Annotated in this window: 16 protein-coding genes and 2 pseudogenes; 11 read left to right on the top strand and 7 right to left on the bottom strand. The window is 49.5% G+C overall.

The genetic code is table 11. The features are described from left to right. From HEP89_RS00900 to HEP89_RS00890, 3 genes are read right to left on the bottom strand one after another with little or no spacing between them, the layout of a single operon-like run. Complete coding sequence (locus HEP89_RS00900; protein ID WP_077293142.1) at positions 1 to 642, bottom strand: precorrin-8X methylmutase; 642 nt, start codon at positions 640 to 642, stop codon at positions 1 to 3. Between the two features lie 22 nt (positions 643 to 664). Next, positions 665 to 1,828: a sirohydrochlorin chelatase gene (locus HEP89_RS00895; protein ID WP_077290529.1), complete on the bottom strand. Its 1,164-nt coding sequence runs from the start codon at positions 1,826 to 1,828 to the stop codon at positions 665 to 667. Then, positions 1,825 to 2,064 (bottom strand): DUF6732 family protein, encoded by a 240-nt coding sequence (locus HEP89_RS00890; RefSeq protein WP_031269597.1) that lies wholly within the window; start codon positions 2,062 to 2,064, stop codon positions 1,825 to 1,827. Before HEP89_RS00890 ends, HEP89_RS00895 begins: the two co-directional genes overlap by 4 nt. Before the next feature lie 406 nt (positions 2,065 to 2,470). Here HEP89_RS00890 and HEP89_RS00885 point away from each other — a divergent pair, with 406 nt between their 5' ends. Further along, positions 2,471 to 2,845 carry a DUF2946 family protein gene (locus HEP89_RS00885; protein WP_077290528.1) on the top strand — a complete coding sequence of 125 codons (375 nt, stop codon included), beginning with the start codon at positions 2,471 to 2,473 and terminating at the stop codon, positions 2,843 to 2,845. Positions 2,846 to 2,930: 85 nt separating this feature from the next. Beyond that, positions 2,931 to 4,331 (top strand): PepSY domain-containing protein, encoded by a 1,401-nt coding sequence (locus HEP89_RS00880; RefSeq protein ID WP_077290527.1) that lies wholly within the window; start codon positions 2,931 to 2,933, stop codon positions 4,329 to 4,331. 145 nt (positions 4,332 to 4,476) lie between these two features. Here the strand turns inward: HEP89_RS00880 and HEP89_RS00875 are convergent. The 3 genes and pseudogenes from HEP89_RS00875 to HEP89_RS00870 all read right to left on the bottom strand — a co-directional run. Further along, a pseudogene (locus tag HEP89_RS00875) lies at positions 4,477 to 5,280 on the bottom strand (PP2C family protein-serine/threonine phosphatase); the annotation flags it as partial. A 144-nt stretch (positions 5,281 to 5,424) separates the two neighbouring features. After that, positions 5,425 to 5,826: pseudogene (locus HEP89_RS29780) on the bottom strand (DUF3365 domain-containing protein); the annotation flags it as partial. A gap of 9 nt (positions 5,827 to 5,835) precedes the next feature. Next, a complete protein-coding gene (locus HEP89_RS00870) occupies positions 5,836 to 6,039 on the bottom strand; it encodes a hypothetical protein (RefSeq protein WP_168691116.1) in 204 nt (67 codons plus the stop codon). A gap of 200 nt (positions 6,040 to 6,239) precedes the next feature. Here HEP89_RS00870 and HEP89_RS00865 point away from each other — a divergent pair, with 200 nt between their 5' ends. Both HEP89_RS00865 and HEP89_RS00860 read left to right on the top strand, forming a co-directional pair. Continuing rightward, positions 6,240 to 6,758: an ACT domain-containing protein gene (locus HEP89_RS00865; protein WP_031269595.1), complete on the top strand. Its 519-nt coding sequence runs from the start codon at positions 6,240 to 6,242 to the stop codon at positions 6,756 to 6,758. 66 nt (positions 6,759 to 6,824) lie between these two features. After that, on the top strand, positions 6,825 to 7,139 hold the full coding sequence (locus HEP89_RS00860; RefSeq protein ID WP_168691115.1) for a DUF1905 domain-containing protein: 315 nt from the start codon (positions 6,825 to 6,827) through the stop codon (positions 7,137 to 7,139). Positions 7,140 to 7,208: 69 nt separating this feature from the next. Here the strand turns inward: HEP89_RS00860 and HEP89_RS00855 are convergent, their stop codons facing one another. Continuing rightward, positions 7,209 to 8,501, bottom strand: coding sequence for an Hsp70 family protein (locus HEP89_RS00855; RefSeq protein ID WP_168691114.1), 1,293 nt, complete (start codon positions 8,499 to 8,501; stop codon positions 7,209 to 7,211). Between the two features lie 594 nt (positions 8,502 to 9,095). On the opposite strand from HEP89_RS00855, the gene HEP89_RS00850 reads away from it, so the two are divergent. From HEP89_RS00850 to HEP89_RS00820, 7 genes are all read left to right on the top strand, one after another. Further along, positions 9,096 to 9,884: an ABC transporter permease gene (locus tag HEP89_RS00850; protein WP_168691113.1), complete on the top strand. Its 789-nt coding sequence runs from the start codon at positions 9,096 to 9,098 to the stop codon at positions 9,882 to 9,884. Next, positions 9,881 to 10,540 carry an ABC transporter ATP-binding protein gene (locus HEP89_RS00845; protein ID WP_168691112.1) on the top strand — a complete coding sequence of 220 codons (660 nt, stop codon included), beginning with the start codon at positions 9,881 to 9,883 and terminating at the stop codon, positions 10,538 to 10,540. The genes HEP89_RS00850 and HEP89_RS00845 overlap by 4 nt, the downstream gene beginning before the upstream one ends. A 36-nt stretch (positions 10,541 to 10,576) precedes the next feature. Next, positions 10,577 to 11,902 carry an RkpR, polysaccharide export protein gene (locus HEP89_RS00840; protein WP_168691111.1) on the top strand — a complete coding sequence of 442 codons (1,326 nt, stop codon included), beginning with the start codon at positions 10,577 to 10,579 and terminating at the stop codon, positions 11,900 to 11,902. A 103-nt stretch (positions 11,903 to 12,005) separates the two neighbouring features. Further along, on the top strand, positions 12,006 to 12,956 hold the full coding sequence (locus HEP89_RS00835; protein ID WP_168691110.1) for a hypothetical protein: 951 nt from the start codon (positions 12,006 to 12,008) through the stop codon (positions 12,954 to 12,956). A gap of 388 nt (positions 12,957 to 13,344) precedes the next feature. After that, positions 13,345 to 15,285 carry a glycosyltransferase gene (locus tag HEP89_RS00830; RefSeq protein ID WP_168691109.1) on the top strand — a complete coding sequence of 647 codons (1,941 nt, stop codon included), beginning with the start codon at positions 13,345 to 13,347 and terminating at the stop codon, positions 15,283 to 15,285. Positions 15,286 to 17,235: 1,950 nt separating this feature from the next. Next, positions 17,236 to 18,435 (top strand): glycosyltransferase, encoded by a 1,200-nt coding sequence (locus HEP89_RS00825; protein ID WP_168691108.1) that lies wholly within the window; start codon positions 17,236 to 17,238, stop codon positions 18,433 to 18,435. Beyond that, entirely contained in the window at positions 18,422 to 19,324 is a 903-nt protein-coding gene (locus HEP89_RS00820) for a glycosyltransferase family 2 protein (RefSeq protein WP_168691107.1), read from the top strand. The genes HEP89_RS00825 and HEP89_RS00820 overlap by 14 nt, the downstream gene beginning before the upstream one ends. The last annotated feature ends 321 nt before the right edge of the window (positions 19,325 to 19,645 follow it).

The following is a 19,645-nucleotide window of genomic DNA, read 5'->3' as shown; positions in this document are numbered from 1 at the left end:
TTACGTTTCCTCCGGCAGGCCGGCGGCAAGAGCGTTGACTGCGGCGGCAGCCATGGCCGATCCGCCCCTGCGGCCGCGAACAGCCAGGAAGGGTACCTTGAACGGATTGGAGATCAGAGCCTCCTTGGATTCCGCGGCGCCCACAAACCCGACCGGGAACCCCAGAACCAGCGCCGGTTTCGGTCCGCCGGCGGCAATCATTTCAAGCAGATGGAAGAGAGCCGTCGGCGCATTGCCAACCGCAACGATGGCTCCCTCCAGCCTGTCGCGCCAGAGCTCCACCGCGGCAGCCGAGCGGGTCGTGCCGAGCTCTTTGGCAAGGGTCGGAACCGCGGGGTCATTCAAGGTGCAAACCACGTCGCAGTCAGTCGGAAGACGGGAGCGAATGACGCCATGCACCACCATCTCCACATCGCAAAAGACGGGTGCGGCCCGCGCGAAGGCATCCTGCGCGGCAGACAGGATATCCTCCGACCAGGCAAGATCCTGCGGAAGGTCTGTCATGCCGCAGGCGTGGATCAGACGCACCGCGACCGGTTTCAGCCCGTCGGGTAGATGAGACAGTTCTGCTTCCGACCGCACGATTGAAAAGGATTGGCGGTAAATCGCCGCCGGGTCCTTTTCATAGTCGTAGGACGGCATGGTTTCGGTGCTCACGGCAGCCTCAGTCTCCGCGGTTCAACGACCGGGGGCCGTGCGGATGGTCTGCGTGCGGGTAGGGGTGGTGGTGATGATCGTGATCATGCCCGTGCCCGTGCCCGTGCCCGTGGCTATGCCCATGCTCGTGCGAATGATCATGAGAGTGGCCATGATGATGCGCGTGATCATGCCCATGGTCATGGGAGTGATCGTGATGATGATGACCATGGTCGTGGTGATGATGACCACCCGCCTGCACCTGCTTTTCGCAGGCTCCGGTGCAGATCTCGTCACACAGCTTGCATTCTGCTTCCGCGCCGAGGCCTTCCACGTGATGGTGGTGGCTTTCCTGGGCCAGACCCACTTCGGCTTCGAAGCCAAGGACCTGTTCGCGGTACTTGCACATCTGGCAGTTCATCAGATTTGCGCCCTGCAGGATCTCCTGCACCCGATCGGCCATCGTGTCGATCACCTGCGGGTGGTCGTTCAGATAACCGGCTTTCAGGAATTCGATTTCCGGATGTTTGGCGGCAACTTCTTCCGTGGTCGAATAGATCCGCTGGACCAGTACGCCGGTGAACAGGAAATAGGGGAACACGATGACGCGCTTGTAGCCGAGCTTTGCCGCATGTTCGAGACCGGGGCCGACCAGGGGGAAGGTGACGCCGGAGTAGCAGGTTTCCGCCCAGCCGAAACCGAAGCCTTCCCAAAGCATGCGGGTAATCTTGGAGACGTTGGAGTTCGCGTCCGGATCGGAAGCACCGCGCCCGACCACCATCAGCAGGGTCTCGTGCAGCGGAACATCGCTGTCGGCAGCGTCGATCGCTTCCTGAACACGGGCAGCGGCGGCTTTCACCATGCGTGTGTCGACGGCCAGTTCCCGGCCATAGGAGATCGTCATCTCCGGATGCATGGCCTGATAGGTGTTCAGGACCGAGGGAATGTCGTTCTTGGCGTGACCTGCGGCAAACAGCATGCCCGGCACGGCCAGAACGCGGGTGCAGCCGGCCTCGCGCAGCTTGTTCAGTCCGTCATGAATGACCGGGTTGGCGAATTCCAGATATCCGTATTCCACCGGCCAATCGGGGAAGCGAGCCGTCAGGCCTTTCGCCAGCTGTGCAAATTGCTTTACGGCACCCTTGTTGCGGCTGCCATGGCCGCAGATCATCAGTCCGAGTTTTTCGCTCATTGAGCAGCTTCTCCGGCAGTCTCGTCGTCTTCCGGACGGGCTTCAGGCGCGTCTTCGGCTTTTTTCTGCTTCTTGTCTTTGAGGGCGATGATGCCGGCGACGAGCGCGGCACCGGCAAGGGCTGCGACCCCGACCCAGTGGGAATGACCGGCGAGTTCGCCAAGATGGCCCCCATGGGCAAAGGCGGAGGTAGGCAGCGCGGCGGCAAGGCCTGCAAGGATGGTCCGTCTGATCATGTCTCTCCCCAGTGGCTGATGCCGGATCGGCAGCGTGGCAACAGGCGTCGGGAAGAATGAAAGCAAACACGCGCAAAAGCCGGCGGAGCCGGTTGATCTGCAGATGCCTTGGACAGCTCCGGCCTTGGTCCCCTGCTTGGGTCAACCTCATCCGGAATGGCTTTCAGTCCCTCCACGGGACGCCGTCAGGTGGGCGCACCTTAGGGGAGTGGCCATAGCGGATCAAGCATGAAAGCGACATCCATTGGCACGAGGCAGCCATGGTCTGAAACCGGCAATCGTTGCGTCTTGCGGCTCCCCGAAAAGAACCGGTTTGTCTTTGTCATCCCTTTGGATTAGTGATCAACCTGTCTCGATTCGGGGTAAGTGGGGCGTGGAAAATTTCCGGCGAAAACATCCGGACCTTATGGCGGCAGCCAGGCTACTGCTTCTGCTGCCGTTTCTGGTCACGGCGCTTGTGCCCAAGGGGTACATGCCGGACGTGCGCGCGGATGGCGGTTTTACCGTCACGCTGTGTACCACCGAGGGCCTTCGCACTGTTACGCTGGATGCGAACGGTGCAGAAATTCCGCCGGGTTCCGACGAGGATAGCCCTGCGGAAAAGGCCTCCCGCCATTGCGTCTTTGCCGGTGTCGGTGCGTTTGCTGCGCCTGACAGGGTGCCTTTCCTTTTCGTGCAGGAAGAGATCTCCCGCCAACCGGTTTTTCTCCCTGCAAAGGTCTGGGCTTCCAGCACGCCGCGCGGCCGCAACTTTGCCCGCGCACCGCCGCTCAACGCGTGATCTTTCCGAACCTTATCTGAACTCGTTTTGAACCCGAGGTCTGTCCGGCTTTTGCCGCACGGACGCACTCGGGTGTGGAGATCCCATGAGCAACATCCCTTCGGACGCTGTAAATGCGTCGACCCCCAGCCGATTTTACCTGGCTGCCTGGCGTTGGCACTTTTACGCCGGTCTTTATGTTGTGCCGTTTCTGATCATGCTGGCCGTCACCGGCCTTTTGATGATGTTTATTTCTGTTCTTGATGGCCGCGACGGGGAATACATCAAGGTTGCAATTGCCGGCGAACCAGTGGCGCTGTCGCAGCAGGCCGGCGCTGCGCTGGCAACGCGCGGGCAGGGCGCGAGCCTGGTGGAATGGATCGGCGCCAAGACCGCCGACGGAGCCAATGTCTTCCGCGTCAACGACGCTGGCACCAATTACATGGTGGCAGTTGATCCTTATTCGGGCTCGGTCGTTGAGAGCTGGATCCGGCGTGACGGCTGGTATGACCTACTGAACGACATTCACGGGACGCTGCTGGTCGGCGATCTTGGTGATCGTCTGATCGAAATCGCAGCCGGCCTTGCCATCGTGCTGATCGTGACCGGTCTTTATCTGTGGTGGCCACGGGCAGGCAGTGGAAATGCTCTTGTGCCGGATCTTCGCGCAAATGGTCGTGCGCTCTGGAAGAGCCTGCACAAGATGATCGGCGCCTATGTTTCTCTCATCCTGCTGGTCTTCCTGGTCAGTGGTCTCTCCTGGGCCGGTGTCTGGGGCGAGAAATTCGTTCAGGCCTGGAGCACCTTTCCAGCCGAAAAATGGTCGAACGTGCCTCTGTCCGACGACACCCACGCCTCGATGAACCATGGCTCGATAAAGGACGTTCCCTGGGGGCTGGAACAGACAAGCATGCCGATGTCCGGCTCTGATGCCGGCACCGACGCGATTGCTGCCGGAACGCCTATTGATCTGGACAGTATTGCCGCGTTCGGCCGGAAAATCGGCTTTGAAGGGCGGTTCCGGGTGAACCTTCCCGGCAATGAAACCGGTGTCTGGACCATCAACCAGGATTCCATGAGCAACGACTCAGAGAACCCGATGGTCGACCGCACGGTGCATATCGATCAATACACCGGGCGGATCCTGGCTGATGTCGGTTTTGCGGATTATTCCCTGCCGGCCAAGGGCATGGCCATCGGTATCGCCTTTCATGAAGGCGACATGGGGCTCTGGAACGTGGTGCTCAACACCTTATTCTGCCTGTCGGTGATTTTCCTTTGCGTCAGCGGGCTTGTCATGTGGTGGCTGCGACGGCCCAAAGGTTCCGCCCTTCGGGTTTTTGCACCGAAATCGCCGGACGACCTGCCGCATTGGCGCTGCGCGATGATCCTGATGCTGGCCGTCTCCCTGGCCTTTCCGCTGGTCGGCATCACGCTATTGAGCGTGCTGGCGCTGGACTATCTTGTTGTCAAACGCGTGCCGGTTCTGAGAAAGGCCATCGGATGACGACGTAAAGGGCGACTGAAGAGGCCACTGTTCTGCTCCTCAACATTGCTGTTACCCCGGATTGGCGCTGCGCTTATCCGGGGTGACACGCCTCCAAAATTTTGATCGCAGTGTGCGGCAGCAAGCTGCGGCCTATGCTGCCCGCTTACTTGTGCCGGATCACCATCAGCGTAATGTCGTCATGAACCGTTTGTGTGTCGATATGGGCCTTGAGGTCCGCCAGGATGCCTTCCAGCACCCGCCCGGCCTTTGGTGCAGCGTGGCGGCGGGCACTTGCGACCAAGCGATCCAGACCATACAGCACACCGTCCGGGTTTTCCGCTTCGGTCACGCCATCCGTATAAAGAATGATGAGATCTCCGGGGCCGAAAGCCAGTTCCCTGGTTTCGATGAACGGTTCGATGTCTTCATCAAGTCCGATGGGGAAGCCGAGATCGACCGTATCGACGATGTCGCATTGGCCGTTGTCGCGCAGAATGATCAGTTCCTCGTGCTGGCCCGACAAGGTTACCTTGTTCGGTTCGAAATCGAGGAAGGACAGCGTCAGGTGCTTGTCGGTCCGGGTGCGCTTCAGGTTGCGGCAGATGGCGCTGTTGAGTGCAACCAGGAACTGGCGCGGATCTGACGGCCCGCGTTCCTGCAGGGCGACGGCGATGGACTGAACCATCAGCATCAGAACACCGCTTTCAAGGCCATGGCCGGTCACATCGCCAATGCCGATCTTCACCTTGTCGTCCAACTGCAGCACGTCGTAATAGTCGCCGCCAACTTCGTCCGCCGGTTCCATGAAGGCCGCGATCTCCAGTTCATGAATGCCGCCAAGCTCATCCTTGGTCGGCAGCACCATCATCTGGATCTGCCTTGCGACTTCAATTTCCGCTCCCAGTCGAAGGTTTTCGGACGTCAGCTGCTTGTTGAGATGCGCGATTTCCGAATTCGCGTGCTCCAGATTGACGTTCATCCGGTGAAACCGCGTTGCCTGGTGCCATTGCAGGGCGGTGACCGCAGCACCGATCGCCCCTGCACAGCCGAAGTAAAGCAGCAGGTATTTGAACGACCAGAGGTTTGCGGCAATGGGTTGGCTGATGGTGATCGCCTGAATGCCGCGCACATCGCCCGTCTTCCAGTCGGTCTTGGGACTTTCCGGGTGGCTGTTGTGGCAGGAAACGCAGGCCTCGCCCATCAAGACGGGGGAGGCGATCTGGATCTTTCGGTCGAAGATCGATCCTTCGTAGGCAATCTCCAGGTCTGCAGGATCACGGCTCTGTCTGAAATCGTTCAGCGCCTTGATCTCGAAAGGTGTCAGGTTGTGTGACCCGCGCTCCATGAACGGCAGATCCGACACGAATCGGTATTGCAGATTATGGTCGTTGCCGCCGATCACTTCCCCAAGTTCGATGGAGAGCGTGGCGGGAATCGGAATGCCGCCTGGCGTTTCGTGATATTCGTGTGTCGGGGTGATGTCGCCCGGCGCCTGTTGAACCCGGGCGATCACGTTTTGCGCTTAATAGGTCCGGATCTTGCCGATGGCCTGGTCCAGGTCAACCGCCTGCGAGCGCAGGGAGGCATCTGAAATGGCGCGCAGGTCCATCCACACGGCAACAGGCAACATGCCAAGCCCGATAAGCACCAGAACCAGAAAAACCGCCGGTCGTTCGATGAGCGTGAGCCAGAATTTGTCGACGCGGCGGGGTTCTGTCTGCTTCATGGGGAAACCTGATTTTCAGTATGAATTGAAACGGAATGCGGATCGGCAAGGAAGCCTGAAGGGAAACCCGATCAATTTCGCCATTATGACGGTTGTCTGCCGCAACGGCCACAGCTGGAGATGAGATTTTGCAGTCTTGTTTTCAGCACGTTGAGGCTGTCTAGTAGGATGGTCGAGTTCCAATGCGCAAGCGGGGCATCATGCAAACTCATCTTGTTTTCACGGTCATTGCAAAGGACCGGCCAGGCCTGGTCGAGCGGATGGCGGAAATCATCGCCGGCACTGGTGGCAACTGGATCGAAAGCTCCATGGCCCGTCTCGGCGGCGAATTTGCAGGCATCGTGCGCATCGCGATCGAGGGGCTGCATGCGGACGAACTGGTGGAAAAGCTGCAAGCTCTTTCCGCCGATGGCATCGATATCACGCTGCGCTCCGACCAGACCGGTGCAGAGCTGCCGGAAGGCGCTTCCGCTCATCTGGATCTCGTCTCCCAGGACCACCCGGGCATCTTGCGGGATATCACCCGCGTTCTTTCCGAAAAGGGTGTCAGCATCGAGCATCTGGAAACGGAAGTCGTCTCTGGCTCGATGCAGGGAGAGGCCCTGTTCAAGGCATCTGCCGACCTGCGCCTGCCAGGTGGATTGGACCCTGCGAGCCTGAGCGACGCACTTCAGGAAACGGCAGGAGACCTGATGGCGGATATCAATCTGATTGACTGACGTCGCTCAGTCCTGCCAGACGGAAGCGAGACGACACAGGCTTGGCAGGACAGAGGCTGCAACTTCATGCTCGACCGGCTGGATTTTACCGGCAAACTATGGCTGTCCGCCGGTCCTGGCGGCTGGACCTTCGTGACGTTACCGCCGGCCTGCGCCGATCAGATCCGGTTTTTCACAGGAAGCCGTAAAGGCAGCACCTGGGGCATGATCAAGGTAAAGGCGCGGATCGGCGAGGCCGAATGGAGCACCACCATCTGGCCGGACAAGGCGTCCGGCTCCTTCCTGTTGCCGGTCAAATCGGCCGTGCGCAAGAAAGAGAAGATCGCAGCCGGAGACACCGTTGACGTATCACTTTGGCTTCAGGTGCCGCCGGGTTTCTGACGGGGAGGGCTGTTTGAGCTTTTGAGTTCCGTCGGTCAGGCTCGTTCGGCCGGATCCGGGCAGGCGAACTCAGGCGGCAAGCGCCCAATCGGCCGCGTCCGTGCGCGCCCCGATCAGGGCAAGGCCGTTGGCAACAGACGTCAGCTCGTTGCCACCGGAAATCCGCTCCTGGCCGAAGCGTTCCGCAAACTGGCGGCGCACGGCAGGCACGAAGGAGGTGCCGCCGGTCATGAACACCCGGTCGATGTCGGCTTCGCTCAAACCGGCCTTTTCCAGCGTGACATCCAGCGCCAGGTCCATCTTCTTCAGGTCAGGCGCAATCCAGCCGTCGAAGTCCGCACGTTTCACAGTTGCCCTGAAGTCCGAACCGAGCGGAGCAAAGGTCAGCTCCGCCTCGTCTGCAGACGACAGGAGGGCCTTGGTTTCCGAGACGGATTTGTAAAGCGGGTAGCCCTGGTCCTCTTCCACCAGATCGATGAAAAGCTCGATCTTCTCCGGTTCCACGCAGTAGCGCAGCAGCTTCTTCATTTCCTTGAAGTCGTCTGATGTCTTGAAAATCGACAGCATGTGCCAGCGGGCGAAGTTGGAAAAGAGGTTGGGCGGGATCTCCAGGATCTTGCCCATGCTCTGGTAGGCGGTGCCCTTGCCGAGCTTCGGCAGAACTACATTGTCGATGATGCGGTAGTCGAACGTGTCACCGGCAATGCCGACCCCGCCTCGGCCAAGCGGCGTCGCTTTCAGGTGCCCGGCTTCGGTCTCGAATCGCATGATCGAATAGTCGGTCGTGCCGCCGCCAAGGTCGGCAACCAGGATGGTCGTATCCTGTTCCAGCGATTGCGCGTAGGAAAAGGCCGCCCCGACAGGTTCCATAACAAAGAGGATGTCTTCAAAACCAACCTTCTGAAACGCCTTGCGATACCGCTCCATCGCCAGGTCTTCATCCGGATTGTGGCCGGCAAACTCCACCGGCCGGCCAACAACGAGCCGGGTTGCCGCGGGATCAAACGCAGCCCCGGCCCGCTCGAAAGCCCGCTGCAGAAACGTCGCCATCAGATCTTCAAACTCGAACCGGACCCCAAAAACTCCGGTCCCCTTGAAAACGCGGCTCGCCGCAAAGGTCTTCAGCGACTGGATGAACCGCACATCGCCAAAGCTCTCCAGAAACTGCCGGATTGCCCAGGGCCCGACCTCCGCATTCAGCGCCTTGGCCGGCCCCCGGTCGAGAAAACTGAGGACGGTCGGAAGCGATGTGAAACTGTCATTGCCATCAACAAAGCTGATCGGCGCAGTCGCGCCCACACCCTGCGCCGAAACCGCGACCGTGTTGGAGGTGCCGAAATCAAGTCCGATGGTCTGTTTCATGGCAAAGTCCCTTTATGTCGCAGCGTTTTGTACCCGTGCCGTTTTGCAATTGAATGGCGTTGGCTCATTCGAAACCGACGCAGGAGTGCGTAGGGGCACTCCCAATACGGCAATCCTGCAAAAGTGAAATGGCTGTGCGGGATAGGCGGGAACAAACGAAAACGCAAGCGGAAACTGGCTGTTCTCAAGGCATTCGATCCTGCATCCGTTGCGGCTCCAACCTTCGGCTCGCAGGTGCCATCTGGAGAAAGGTGAATTGCTCAATGAAAATTTGGCGTTGATGCCAGGAGCTTGTCTTCAAGACATTGCTACCGGGTCGAAATACCCAGACCGCACGCTATGCGTTTCATCGGTTTTGTGGTCGCGATCGGAGTTGGTCGCAGTCTCAGGCAGAAGGCATTCGCAATTCCAATTTGCTCAATTCATCCCGCCTTCGAAATCATTGTGGCATCGTGACACTATGTTGCTGCGCGAAATTCCGTTATGGTACAGTCTGTCAGAAGATGGACATGGTCTGAATAAAGGTCTAATCAAGACAACCAGTTGACGCTTAGACTACGTGTCCGCGAAGAGTAGTAACTGCAGATTGACAATATGCACTCTGAACCTTTGCGCCAGGGCTTGAAACGCCAATTCGCGATCACTTTCGCGTTGATCGTCCGTGAAATGACTACCCGTTATGGTAATAAATTTGGCGGTTACATGTGGGCAGTTTTGGATCCGGTTTTGACGATTGCAATCTTGACCACTGTGTTTTCAGCGGTTGCCCATGTTCCTCCACTGGGTCGAGATTTTACGCTATTTTTCACTACGGGATATATTGCTTTTTATATGTACCGATCGACGTCTGAACAAGTTGGATCGGCGGTCGAGTCGAATAGAGCACTATTGAACTATCCAGTGGTTAGACCATACGATACAATCATAGGTCGAATTTGTTTACAAATAGCTACTCTTTTCGTTGTCAATGCGCTTCTTTTCGGGGCACTTTATCTCCTTGTTCCGTTTGAGAGTATCAATTTGGCTCCGATTTTTTTGGCTTCCCTAATAGCAATTTCACTTGGTGCGGGGGTTGGTGCGGCGAACATTGTATGGTTCCATTTAAGCAGTACCTACCAGCAAGTTTGGGGAATTATTAATCGACCAGCTTTCATTGTGTCTGGAGTATTTTTTCTACCCGATACAGTACCGCATCCTTTTAGAGAATGGCTCATGTGGAACCCATTGGTTCATATTATCGGCCTGTTTCGAACGGGGTTTTACCCCACATACCGAGCGTCTTATATCGACATGCCCTACGTTGTCGGGTTAACTGTATTTTCGATTGTTTTCGGGTTTTTTCTGGTTTGGCTATACGATGCGCAACTACGGGAACCGAAATGATTAGACTGGACCGCTTGACCAAACGCTTCAAGCTCAAGGGAGAGATGCGCTACATTGCTAGAGATGTATCGTTTACAGTTCCTAGGGGCAACAGTATTGGTTTGCTAGGTCGCAACGGTGCCGGCAAATCCACACTTTTGAGACTTATAGCTGGAACAATTAAGCCAACCTCCGGCAGAATCATCCGGCTTGCCAATGTCTCTTTTCCCCTTGGATTTCAGGGTAGTTTCAATGGATCTTTAACGGGAGAACAGAATGTACGCTTTGTTGCGCGCATTTATGGGCACGATACAGAAGAATTAGTGAACTACGTAGAAGATTTTGCAGAATTGGGAAAATCCTATTACATGCCGGTGAAAAGTTACTCTTCTGGTATGAAGGCTCGCTTAGCATTTGGCGTCAGCATGGGAATTGATTTCGATTACTATTTGGTCGATGAAATTACCGCGGTCGGAGATTCAAATTTCAAAAAGAAATGCAAGCGGGTGTTTGATGAAAAACTTCAGAACTCAGATATAATAATGGTATCACACTCAGATGGATCACTTAAAGAATATTGTACAACTGGTATTGTTCTGGAAGATGGAAATTTGACTTATTTTACCGACATTGACGATGCTATTAACATGCATAATGAAAACATGGCGCGCAGGTAATGAATCTGCTTCTAAATACTTGAAGGTCTGATCAATATGTCTGCTGTCGAAAAAATTCCTGGGGAAAAGTCTGGGGAAATTAGTGGGGGAACGATATTTAGTCTTCCGTCAAAAAAAGGAGTGGCCGTCACTAGAGGGAAGACGAAAGAAGGCAAACTAATCGCTAGATTAAAAAAATCTGGTTTAGACCCACAGAAGCTGCTTGATCTGGCTTTGCCGGCAGCGGCTGCTAAATCTGCAACAAAGATGCGCCATAGGATGATGATCCTAGGCTTTGTGTTGTTCGTTGCAGCTCCAGCAGCAGTTTTTTCAACGTATATGTTCTTTTGGGCAAGTGATCAATATCACAGCATGACTGCATTTGCTGTTCGAAGTGCTAACCCAGTCGCACCAACAGAAGTGCTCGGTATGGTAATGGGAAATGCTGGCGGGGAATCGACCACTTCAAATAGCTACATCGTTACGGACTATCTCCAAAGTCAATCAGTGCTGGAGGATCTTCCAAAAGATCTGGATTTGCAAACGATCTTCAATCGCGAATCTTCAGATTTTATCTTCAGCATGGGAAATGATCTCCCTATCGAGGATCGTTTAAAATACTGGAACGCTATGGTTGATGTAAGCTTTGACGCAACGTCAGGGGTCATTCAAGTTGAGGTGCGCAGCTTCCGCCCAGAGGATTCGGTCGAGATCGCCAAAGCAATTCTTAAGCGAAGTGAACTGCTGGTTAACCAGCTTTCTGAAGCTAACCGGCGAGAGACAGTGCGCTTCGCAGAAGAAGGTGTCGCGCGCGCCGAGGCGCGTTTGAAAGCAATTCGCAAGCAAATGCTCGCCTACAGGAACGAGACACAAGAAGTCAGTCCGGAGGAAAATGCCAAGCTTGCTGTTGAAATGATCGCCGGACTGGATCAGCAGCGCGCAAGCCGTGAAGCAGAAAAAAAGACTCTGATGAGTTACCTGGACGAGGACTCGCCGCGCATCAGACTCCTGAACCAGCAAATCGAGGCCCTGGAAGGCCAGCTTTCAAGTGCGCGGGAACGCCTTGGCTCCGGCACATCGCCTTCCGGTTCGTCAGGATCGAACAGGACAGCTCTTTCCTTCCGTCTTGCGGATTATTCGGAACTCGCATTGGAAGAAGAATTTGCGCAGCAACTCTTTCTTACATCCTTGGCGAGTTTAGAAACAGCACGCCAAGAAGCGGATAGTAAACATCTCTATCTCGCAACATTCATTCCACCTACTTTGTCTGAAGACGCACAGTATCCGCATCGGTTGCTTTATTCCTTTGCGGCATTTCTCCTGCTTGCTGGGACATGGTCTGTCGCTGTAATGATGTACTATAACGTTCGAGACAGAACATAATAAGAAGTTTAAATTGAATATATATTTTATTGAAACATATTGGTGACTTTTCCTCAAATTGTGATTGGACCAAGTTTTGCGAATTGGATTGGCAACAACTGGAATGCTGAAGGTCAGGCCTGCTATAGAAACATTGTTCGGCGGCAAGGCAGTCATTTTTTCGAGGAGTTTAAAACGCTTAGACTTGATTGCCGGCTGGGGACATAAAACTACAGCAGATCCTGCGCGACAATTTGCTAACACCGAGAAGATACCGTATGTAGCGTTTGAAGAAGGGTTACTTGGCCATCCTTGTGGTAAGGTAACCGAAATTCCATATACAATGATTGTTGATCGCACAGGAATTTACTACGATTCCAGATCGCCAAACGATTTTGAAATGTACATACGACGTGTAGCAAATGTACACTCACGATTTCACCAGGCGGAAATTCTAATACACCGCTTAAGAACAGAACGATTGACGAAATATAACGCCGTACCAATTAAGAACTCACATGAATTAGGACTAAGGTCAAACGACAAACACGATAGGGTACTTGTCGTTGACCAGACCTACGGTGATGCGTCGGTAATAGGCGCTCTTTGCGATGAAGTAGCTTTTGAAAGAATGTTTCGAGACGCTGTGCTAGATAATATAGATAGAGAAATAATCGTAAAAATTCATCCTAAAGTAAAAACTGGAGAAAAGAAAGGATACTTGTCAGAGCAAAAATTAGATCTTATCTATAAAAAGTATCCAGAACTTCAAAAATATAAGAAAAATATATGTATTGTTGCCGAGCAAGTAAATCCTTGGTGTCTATTGGAAGAGTGCGAAAAAGTTTACTGTGTATCAAGCCAAATGGGTTTTGAGGCAGTAATGGCAGGTTGTAAAGTTTATAGCTATGGCAATTCATTCTATTCTGGCTTTGGCCTAACTAAAGATAGTTCCTTTGTTCGATTTAAGGGAACTATGCCAAGGGCCTTGGAAGTTTTGGTAACAGCTTTTTATTTTTATTATATGTTCATTCCTGTTTCTGATAATACTCTCACCTTGAATGGTTCTGATTAATGCAAAGGATGGACGCCGCTTAATTGGAAGAAGCGATATACTAGAATGAATAGGAATTATTTTATCATATTTAAATTTTGTTGTTGGGTTGATGTAACACAAAAATTTTTCAATAAACTATCGGTGGATAGGTTAATATATCAGTATGCATCTGTAAGATGACGAACTTCTTTTATTTTCAGAAACTAGAATGAAGTAACTTGCGTAGCCATAGAAATTATTTCAATGAATGCAAACTGCGACCACAGGGAAGCGCTACACTAGATTTCAATAAAGCGCAACATAGAACAAGCTTAAGAAATCTTCTCGCGATGTGTTTTAGTCCTATAAATCAGTTTTTTTTCCTTTATTATGTCAGTAACTAGCAGACTAACATAGGAATGAATCGGTGAGTAATGCTGACGCTCAAGATATTTTTTCTACATACCAGCGGGCTCAAGAATTCTTTGAGGCTGGAAATTTTAAAGTTGCGAGCCAAACAATTACAGGTGTTTCTAAAAGATATAAGCAGATTGGCAAAATCGTCGACACAATTGGATTTAAAAGCGTAAAAAATACTGTCTGCATAGTGTCTTATAGAAAAAATCTAGATACTGGTAAGTTGATCAAAAATATTTCGGATCTGTTTCGTTCCGAAGAATTCTCTTTATGCTTGGTATCTAACGCTGATCACGATGTTTTTCCAGAACTAGACGTGAAAATATTTCCTCGAGTGAGAAGAATTATCGCAGGCTTCAACTACGGTGCATCAGTAGGAAGAAACCTTGCTATAGTTAATAGTTCTTGTGAGAATATCTTGTTTCTAGATGATGACGGCCTAACTAATTCATGTGAGGTTAGGGAGTTAATAAGAATTAAAGAAGCATATTCCGCGATTGCAGTTCGAGGGAAAGTCGTTCCATTAAGTAATTTAACGCATGTTCCCAAGCATTATGATTTAGGTGAAAATATAATCGCGAGATTTATGGATATTGAGGGCTTTACCGTTTGGGATTGGAAGTCCATATCAACCGAATTGTTTAATCCGCTTCTCTTTGGACACGAAGGAGTCGAGCTCTCATATCGCTTGTACAAAAAGCATGGGCCTAACGCATTTTTGTATGCGCCCAATGCTATCCTACATCATGATTTTGTCGAACCCGCCGATAGGTCGGCTTTGGCAAGAAAATTGCTGAGAATGGGCAATAATGAAAAATACATAGAAAGTCTTCATGAATACTATTCAGAATTCAAAAGAGTATTCTACAATTTAAAAAGTAATGTTGGTAATTCGATAGCGTTGAAGTGTAGAAAGCAGATTGCCTCTAGTGCAGTTCCTTTTAGTCGTGAAGGTTCTATGACATTCGTGACGACTTGCTTTAACGGTGAGGAGTTTATCGATCGATATGTTCAATCTATCCTGAAGCAAACTTTCCAGGATTTCCAAGTCGTATTCGTTGATGACGGCTCCGAAGACAATTCGGTTTCAAAGCTAAAAAATCAGGTGAAAAACGACAATAGATTTAAGATTATTTCTACGGACAAAGTCGGTAGGTCTGAAGCATTAAACATCGCTAGAGATGAAGTTGACACAGAATTTGTTGCGATAGCGGACGTTGATGATATTTCTATACCAACGAGAATCGAGTGGAACCTCAAAGCATTTCAATATTACCCTGATAGTGATGCGATAGGGTTTAATATCTTCGATTTCAAAAATGCATATCGAAGCGCTCGTCCCATTTTTTACAGTCCCATTCACTTTTCGGTAAGGCGATTTTTTGGAATGCCAAGCCCATTCCCTGGATTCTCATTTAGAAATAAGCGATTTCTAGAAAAGTTTGATAAGACGATACAAGCAGGCGTTGATTGTGATTGGATACATAGAAATTTTCATATCCATCAGTTAAAGGGGGTCGCGCGACCGGAAGCCGTTACTTACTATCATGTACACGATGGGCAAATTTCTGCGAATAAAAGAGAATTTCAGAAAAAAATATCTCTCGAAACAACAATAGCTTATCATGAAATGGTAATAGCGAGGGAGCTTAACGAAAAGGAGAGAAAATCTCTCGAGTGCTTTCTGGGATGGAAAACGCTGCCTAGGGGACGGGATTTGGAAATGACCAAGGAGTATAGTTCGCTGCTTATAGAAAATATTCCAGATCATTTTCCCGAGAGAGATATGTTACTAAGTTGCATAATTGAACACACACTGGATAGAGAGCGCGCAAAAAATCAAGAATTATTAAATTGGAATCGGACGAAGCTATCAGAGTTGAGCACTAAGAAGCTTGGAAGTTTTTCCAGCAAATTTTTCTCAAAAAAAGTTCTAAAATTATTCAAATAATACGAATATGAAGATGAACAATTAATAAAAAAAATGTTGAGAATTTGAAATGTAAGGGAGGTAATTTCGTGGTGAATGCTTAACCAATTAACCGATGAAGGTATTTTATTCGCAGTGGCGATTTCCAAGACATCCTTACCAACTGAGATTGTAGATAATGTTCAGTATTTGAAATAAAAACCGCCACAAGAATGTTTGTAAATAGAAAGATTCGACCATTGTTGAAGACCAACATTGCAAATTTCTCAGGGTTGGAAGAGGCGCTGTAAGCCCAGTCCTGTAGTGTTCTTATGAATAGTTCGGTCTTTCCATAGGTATGGGACGTGTTAGGTTTAGCGCGGATGGATGTTCTCGCAATTTGCTGGGGCTGTTGCTAACAGGTCGGACCTTACCAGTTCCTTTTCTATTATCGTCATGTTTTTGTGACTTTTTTGAAGCGGAGCTACCTGGTCGCGCGCTCAGGGAATATAGCGCTGTTAAAACCGGGGTCATCCGGTAGAATTTCAAAAAAGGTTATGCACTTTGATCGTCAATGAACACAGTCATAGCTCCAGCGACTGTATTGTATGTGTTAGCGATGGCCCCATGATGAGGTGTCCTCAAATTTTTAGGTGCCCGATTTAAAAGATCCCAATTGTAGTAGGTTATACGGAATAACTCTTTTAAGCGCGGTATAGCGAATGAATGACGTGAGTCGAATGTTTCCTTCCAGAATTTACGCTTTCAGCGAATACGGGTTCATCATACGAGCAAAGTTTATTTAGTCCGCGATCTCATCCGCGGTCGTCAGTATGGGTTCCAACGGGATAATAGGAGCATCCGATTGCATGGGCCGTTCCAGGTTGGCTCGACCAGCAAAAAATCCATGCGGTGGTGAACGTCTGAGGTCTGAAAAGCGTATCAAGCCTGAACTATAACCCACGGCCATAGTGCTGTGCCGACTTCTTCCTTTTCTTCTTGCCTTTCCGAAAGCGTCTTTATACACGCCGACCGGGCACTCGGTGCCGACGCCATCGGCGATCTAATCAGAACTCAGGTTACTTTCCCCAATATCCCACCTATCTCACCACACCGCCGTCGCCCGTCATTTTCAAATAGCTCAACAAGATGCACAGTCTGGTGGAGTGGTTCTTCAACGAGTTCAAACATTTCAGAGCCGTAGCCACCCAACATCAGAAGGACCCAGGCAATTGTAATGGTAGGACCCAAACTCACTTCAGCAAGGATATGGATCAGATTTAATGAGTCTATCACCTAGTCTCAGATCTTCCATATGAATAAAAAATTACTTACTGTTCTACACCTAGGTTCAGCGTTGGTCGACAGCTTTGCGGGCTTGGCCCTGGTCATGCAGTTAGCGCAATCGATAAGAAAGTCGTATTAGGTATATGGCTGTCTTGCCCAGATCATACGGGTACGCTATGGGCAGTTCTAAGAGGAAGGGGAGGTGGCGATATCTCGGACTACTAAGTCTTCAGGACATACTAGAAAATTCTTGCGGAACTCTTGAATGTACCTAGCAGGGACAGAGGAACAGCACGTTTCACCACGCTTTATGCTTTAAGATGGGCAACACACCGGTGATTTCGTAAAAGAGAAACCACCGGAGGATGTAACCTTCCATTTCAAATGCTTAAAGAGGACTGGATTGGTTTCATAAACACTATGCAAAGCAGTTTGGAAAGAATGCTAAGGCAAAATCAAACGATCCGTTGCTGCATTCTTCAGATAGGCAATTTCAAACATTTGGTTACAAGTCACTTTCGACAGAAACTCCGACGTTCGTTAAAACGAACACAAAATCAGATATTAAAATTGAAGCTTAAAAAGCGAAAGGATTTTTATCAAAATTCTTCACTGCCGACGATAGCAACTTAAATGTCATCTATCAGGTCCACTATTTAACGTAATTAACAATTGTTATCGAGCGAAGTTACGAAGAAGGTAAAGATGTCACAAAAGAAAAAAATACTCATGGTCATAAGATTGATTGGCGGAAGAAGCGGTGGAGCAGAAAGAATATACTGCGAACTAGCATCACAGTTCGCCAGTAGAGATTATGACGTGACGTGTGTACATTTTGACTACAAAGATGTTCCTATATTCTATCCCATTGATAAGCGTGTTAATGTAATAAATTTAGCTCCAATCTACAAATCCTTAGGTCACCGTGTCGTAAATTTTGTTTCCAATGCTAAATATATAATTTTCCCTAATGAAATAAGAAATAGAATAAGATGGCGTTTAAGAAACAAAATGTTTGTAGATCAACTTACAAGTGTAATGAAATCTATCAACCCCGACGTGGCGATCAGCTTTCTTCCTCCAGCTAACACACCTACTCTACTAGCTGGAAATCGGAGTGGAGTGAAAGTTATACCTACAAATCACAACGTTCCGATAGAAGACTATGCGTCAGACGGTCGATGGGATCAAAATCCAGTAGACAAGAGATTGCGTTTGGAAGCTTTGAAGTACTCAGCAGCGAACCATGTCCTATTCGAAAAGTTTGCTGATTGGTTTCCAAAAGAGATTAGGAAAAAAACAGTTTCAATTCCTAACTATATTTCTTCGACCATTGTGGGAAAAAAAATACCCACACAACGGGAGAAAAGAGTAATCGGCGTTGGAAGGCTTGCGTCAGTAAAAAATTATGAGGAACTGATAGTCGCATGGAAAGAAGTATATGATAAACACCCTGACTGGGAACTAGATATTTTTGGCATCGGTCCAGAAAAAAGCAGGCTTGAAAAACTAATCAGAAATCTTCGTATTGAAACTGTTTGTCACATAAGGGGGCATACCCATCAAATAGGCGACGCTCTCATTTCTTCTTCCATATTTTGTCATCCGGCTCATTTCGAAGGGTTTGGGTTAGCTCCTGCCGAAGGTTTAGCAGTTGGATTGCCGGTTGTCTGCTATTCAGATTGTGAAGGAGTAAATCAATTTGTAGACGATTCAAATGGAAAGTTAGTAGATAGGAAAGAAGGGGCTAGAGGTCTTGCTAACGCAATTAACTACCTAATTGAAAATGAAGATGAAAGACAAAGGCTTTCGCAAAACGCTCTTAAAATTCGGAAGAAATATAGCATGGAACGTTTCGTGTTCGCTTGGATAGAGCTGATTGAGAAGATTAATGTCGAAAAATAGACCGAAAGTAGACGTATTAATTCCGTACTACAACGATCCAGAAGGGTTTTCGTTAACATATAACTCTATACTTGGTCAAAATTGGTCGGGAAATATTAGGCTGGTGATAGCTGATGACGGTTCATCTGACGAAAATTATAGAATCGTTCGCCAAATAGTTGAGGGAAGCAAATTCGAAGTGGAATTAGTTCGAAATAATGTAAATAGAGGTCGCCCTTATACAAGAAACGTTCTTTTAGATCTAATCGATAGTGAGTTTGTAGCTTGGATAGATAGTGGTGATGAATGGTATAGTAAAAAATTGACAGAGCAACACCAAAGCTATTTGAAGTGGACTAATAATACTCCTGGCAAAAATGTCTGGATTACTTGTAACTACGACTGGCAGTGGGTAGGAAAGAAGAAAAGAAAAAGATTTCAATCAACTGGCGCAGATCAAATTAGAGAATTGTTATCAGGTAACCACCTTAGAGCATATTTGTGGACGATTTTTTCTTCCGCAGAAACATTTAGAAATGTCGGTTATTTTGACGAAAACCTGCCACGATTGCAGGATTTGGATTATTTTATTAGATTTATCTATAAGCAAGGGTGCATAAGATTAGCTGATACAGATGATGCGCTCTGCGTTTATCATAAGTCTGATATCGGTAGGAACGCTTCTGAAATAAGAAACTGCAATGAGTATATTTTTGAAAAACACAAATTCATTTTCGACCGCTATGGTAGCAAGTTTGTTAACCAGAGACGGTTCGATATGGAACTGCTTTCCGCAAGATATGCAAAAAACAATAAAGAGATGCTAAAATATTTTATATTTTTACTTAAAGGCGCAAGGCACGACCCCACTACTTTCTTCATGAAATTTCTCCAAAGAGACTTCCCCTAAGAAGTTTTTTGATGGCGTCGGAGAGAGAAAAAAGTTGTGATCTGCAAAATGGCGCGAGAATTTTAAGTTGTATTTTTATCAGTACATCTAGGTCATTTGTAAAATTCAATTGTGACTTCGCGTCCGATCGCGCTGCAATCATCAAGCGCGACCTGTTCAGTGGCTAAGATTAAGGCCTAGAACGTTAGGGCGGGTTTTAACCTGAAGTCCGTTCTTTCTCGGTTTCAATTCGGAGTCTTTCGGTTGATTTTTCGCCTCATGCGGTGACGTGCATCCCTGAATTCGGTTCGTTCTGAGCTAGAACTTTCCAATTGCGATCCC

Origin of the sequence: Labrenzia sp. 5N (assembly GCF_012395805.1) — a bacterium.
In the GTDB taxonomy this organism is placed as follows: Bacteria; Pseudomonadota; Alphaproteobacteria; order Rhizobiales; family Stappiaceae; genus Roseibium; species Roseibium algicola.
The sequence above is the reverse complement of the archived record's forward strand: the minus strand, read 5'-3'. Positions and strand labels throughout refer to the sequence as shown.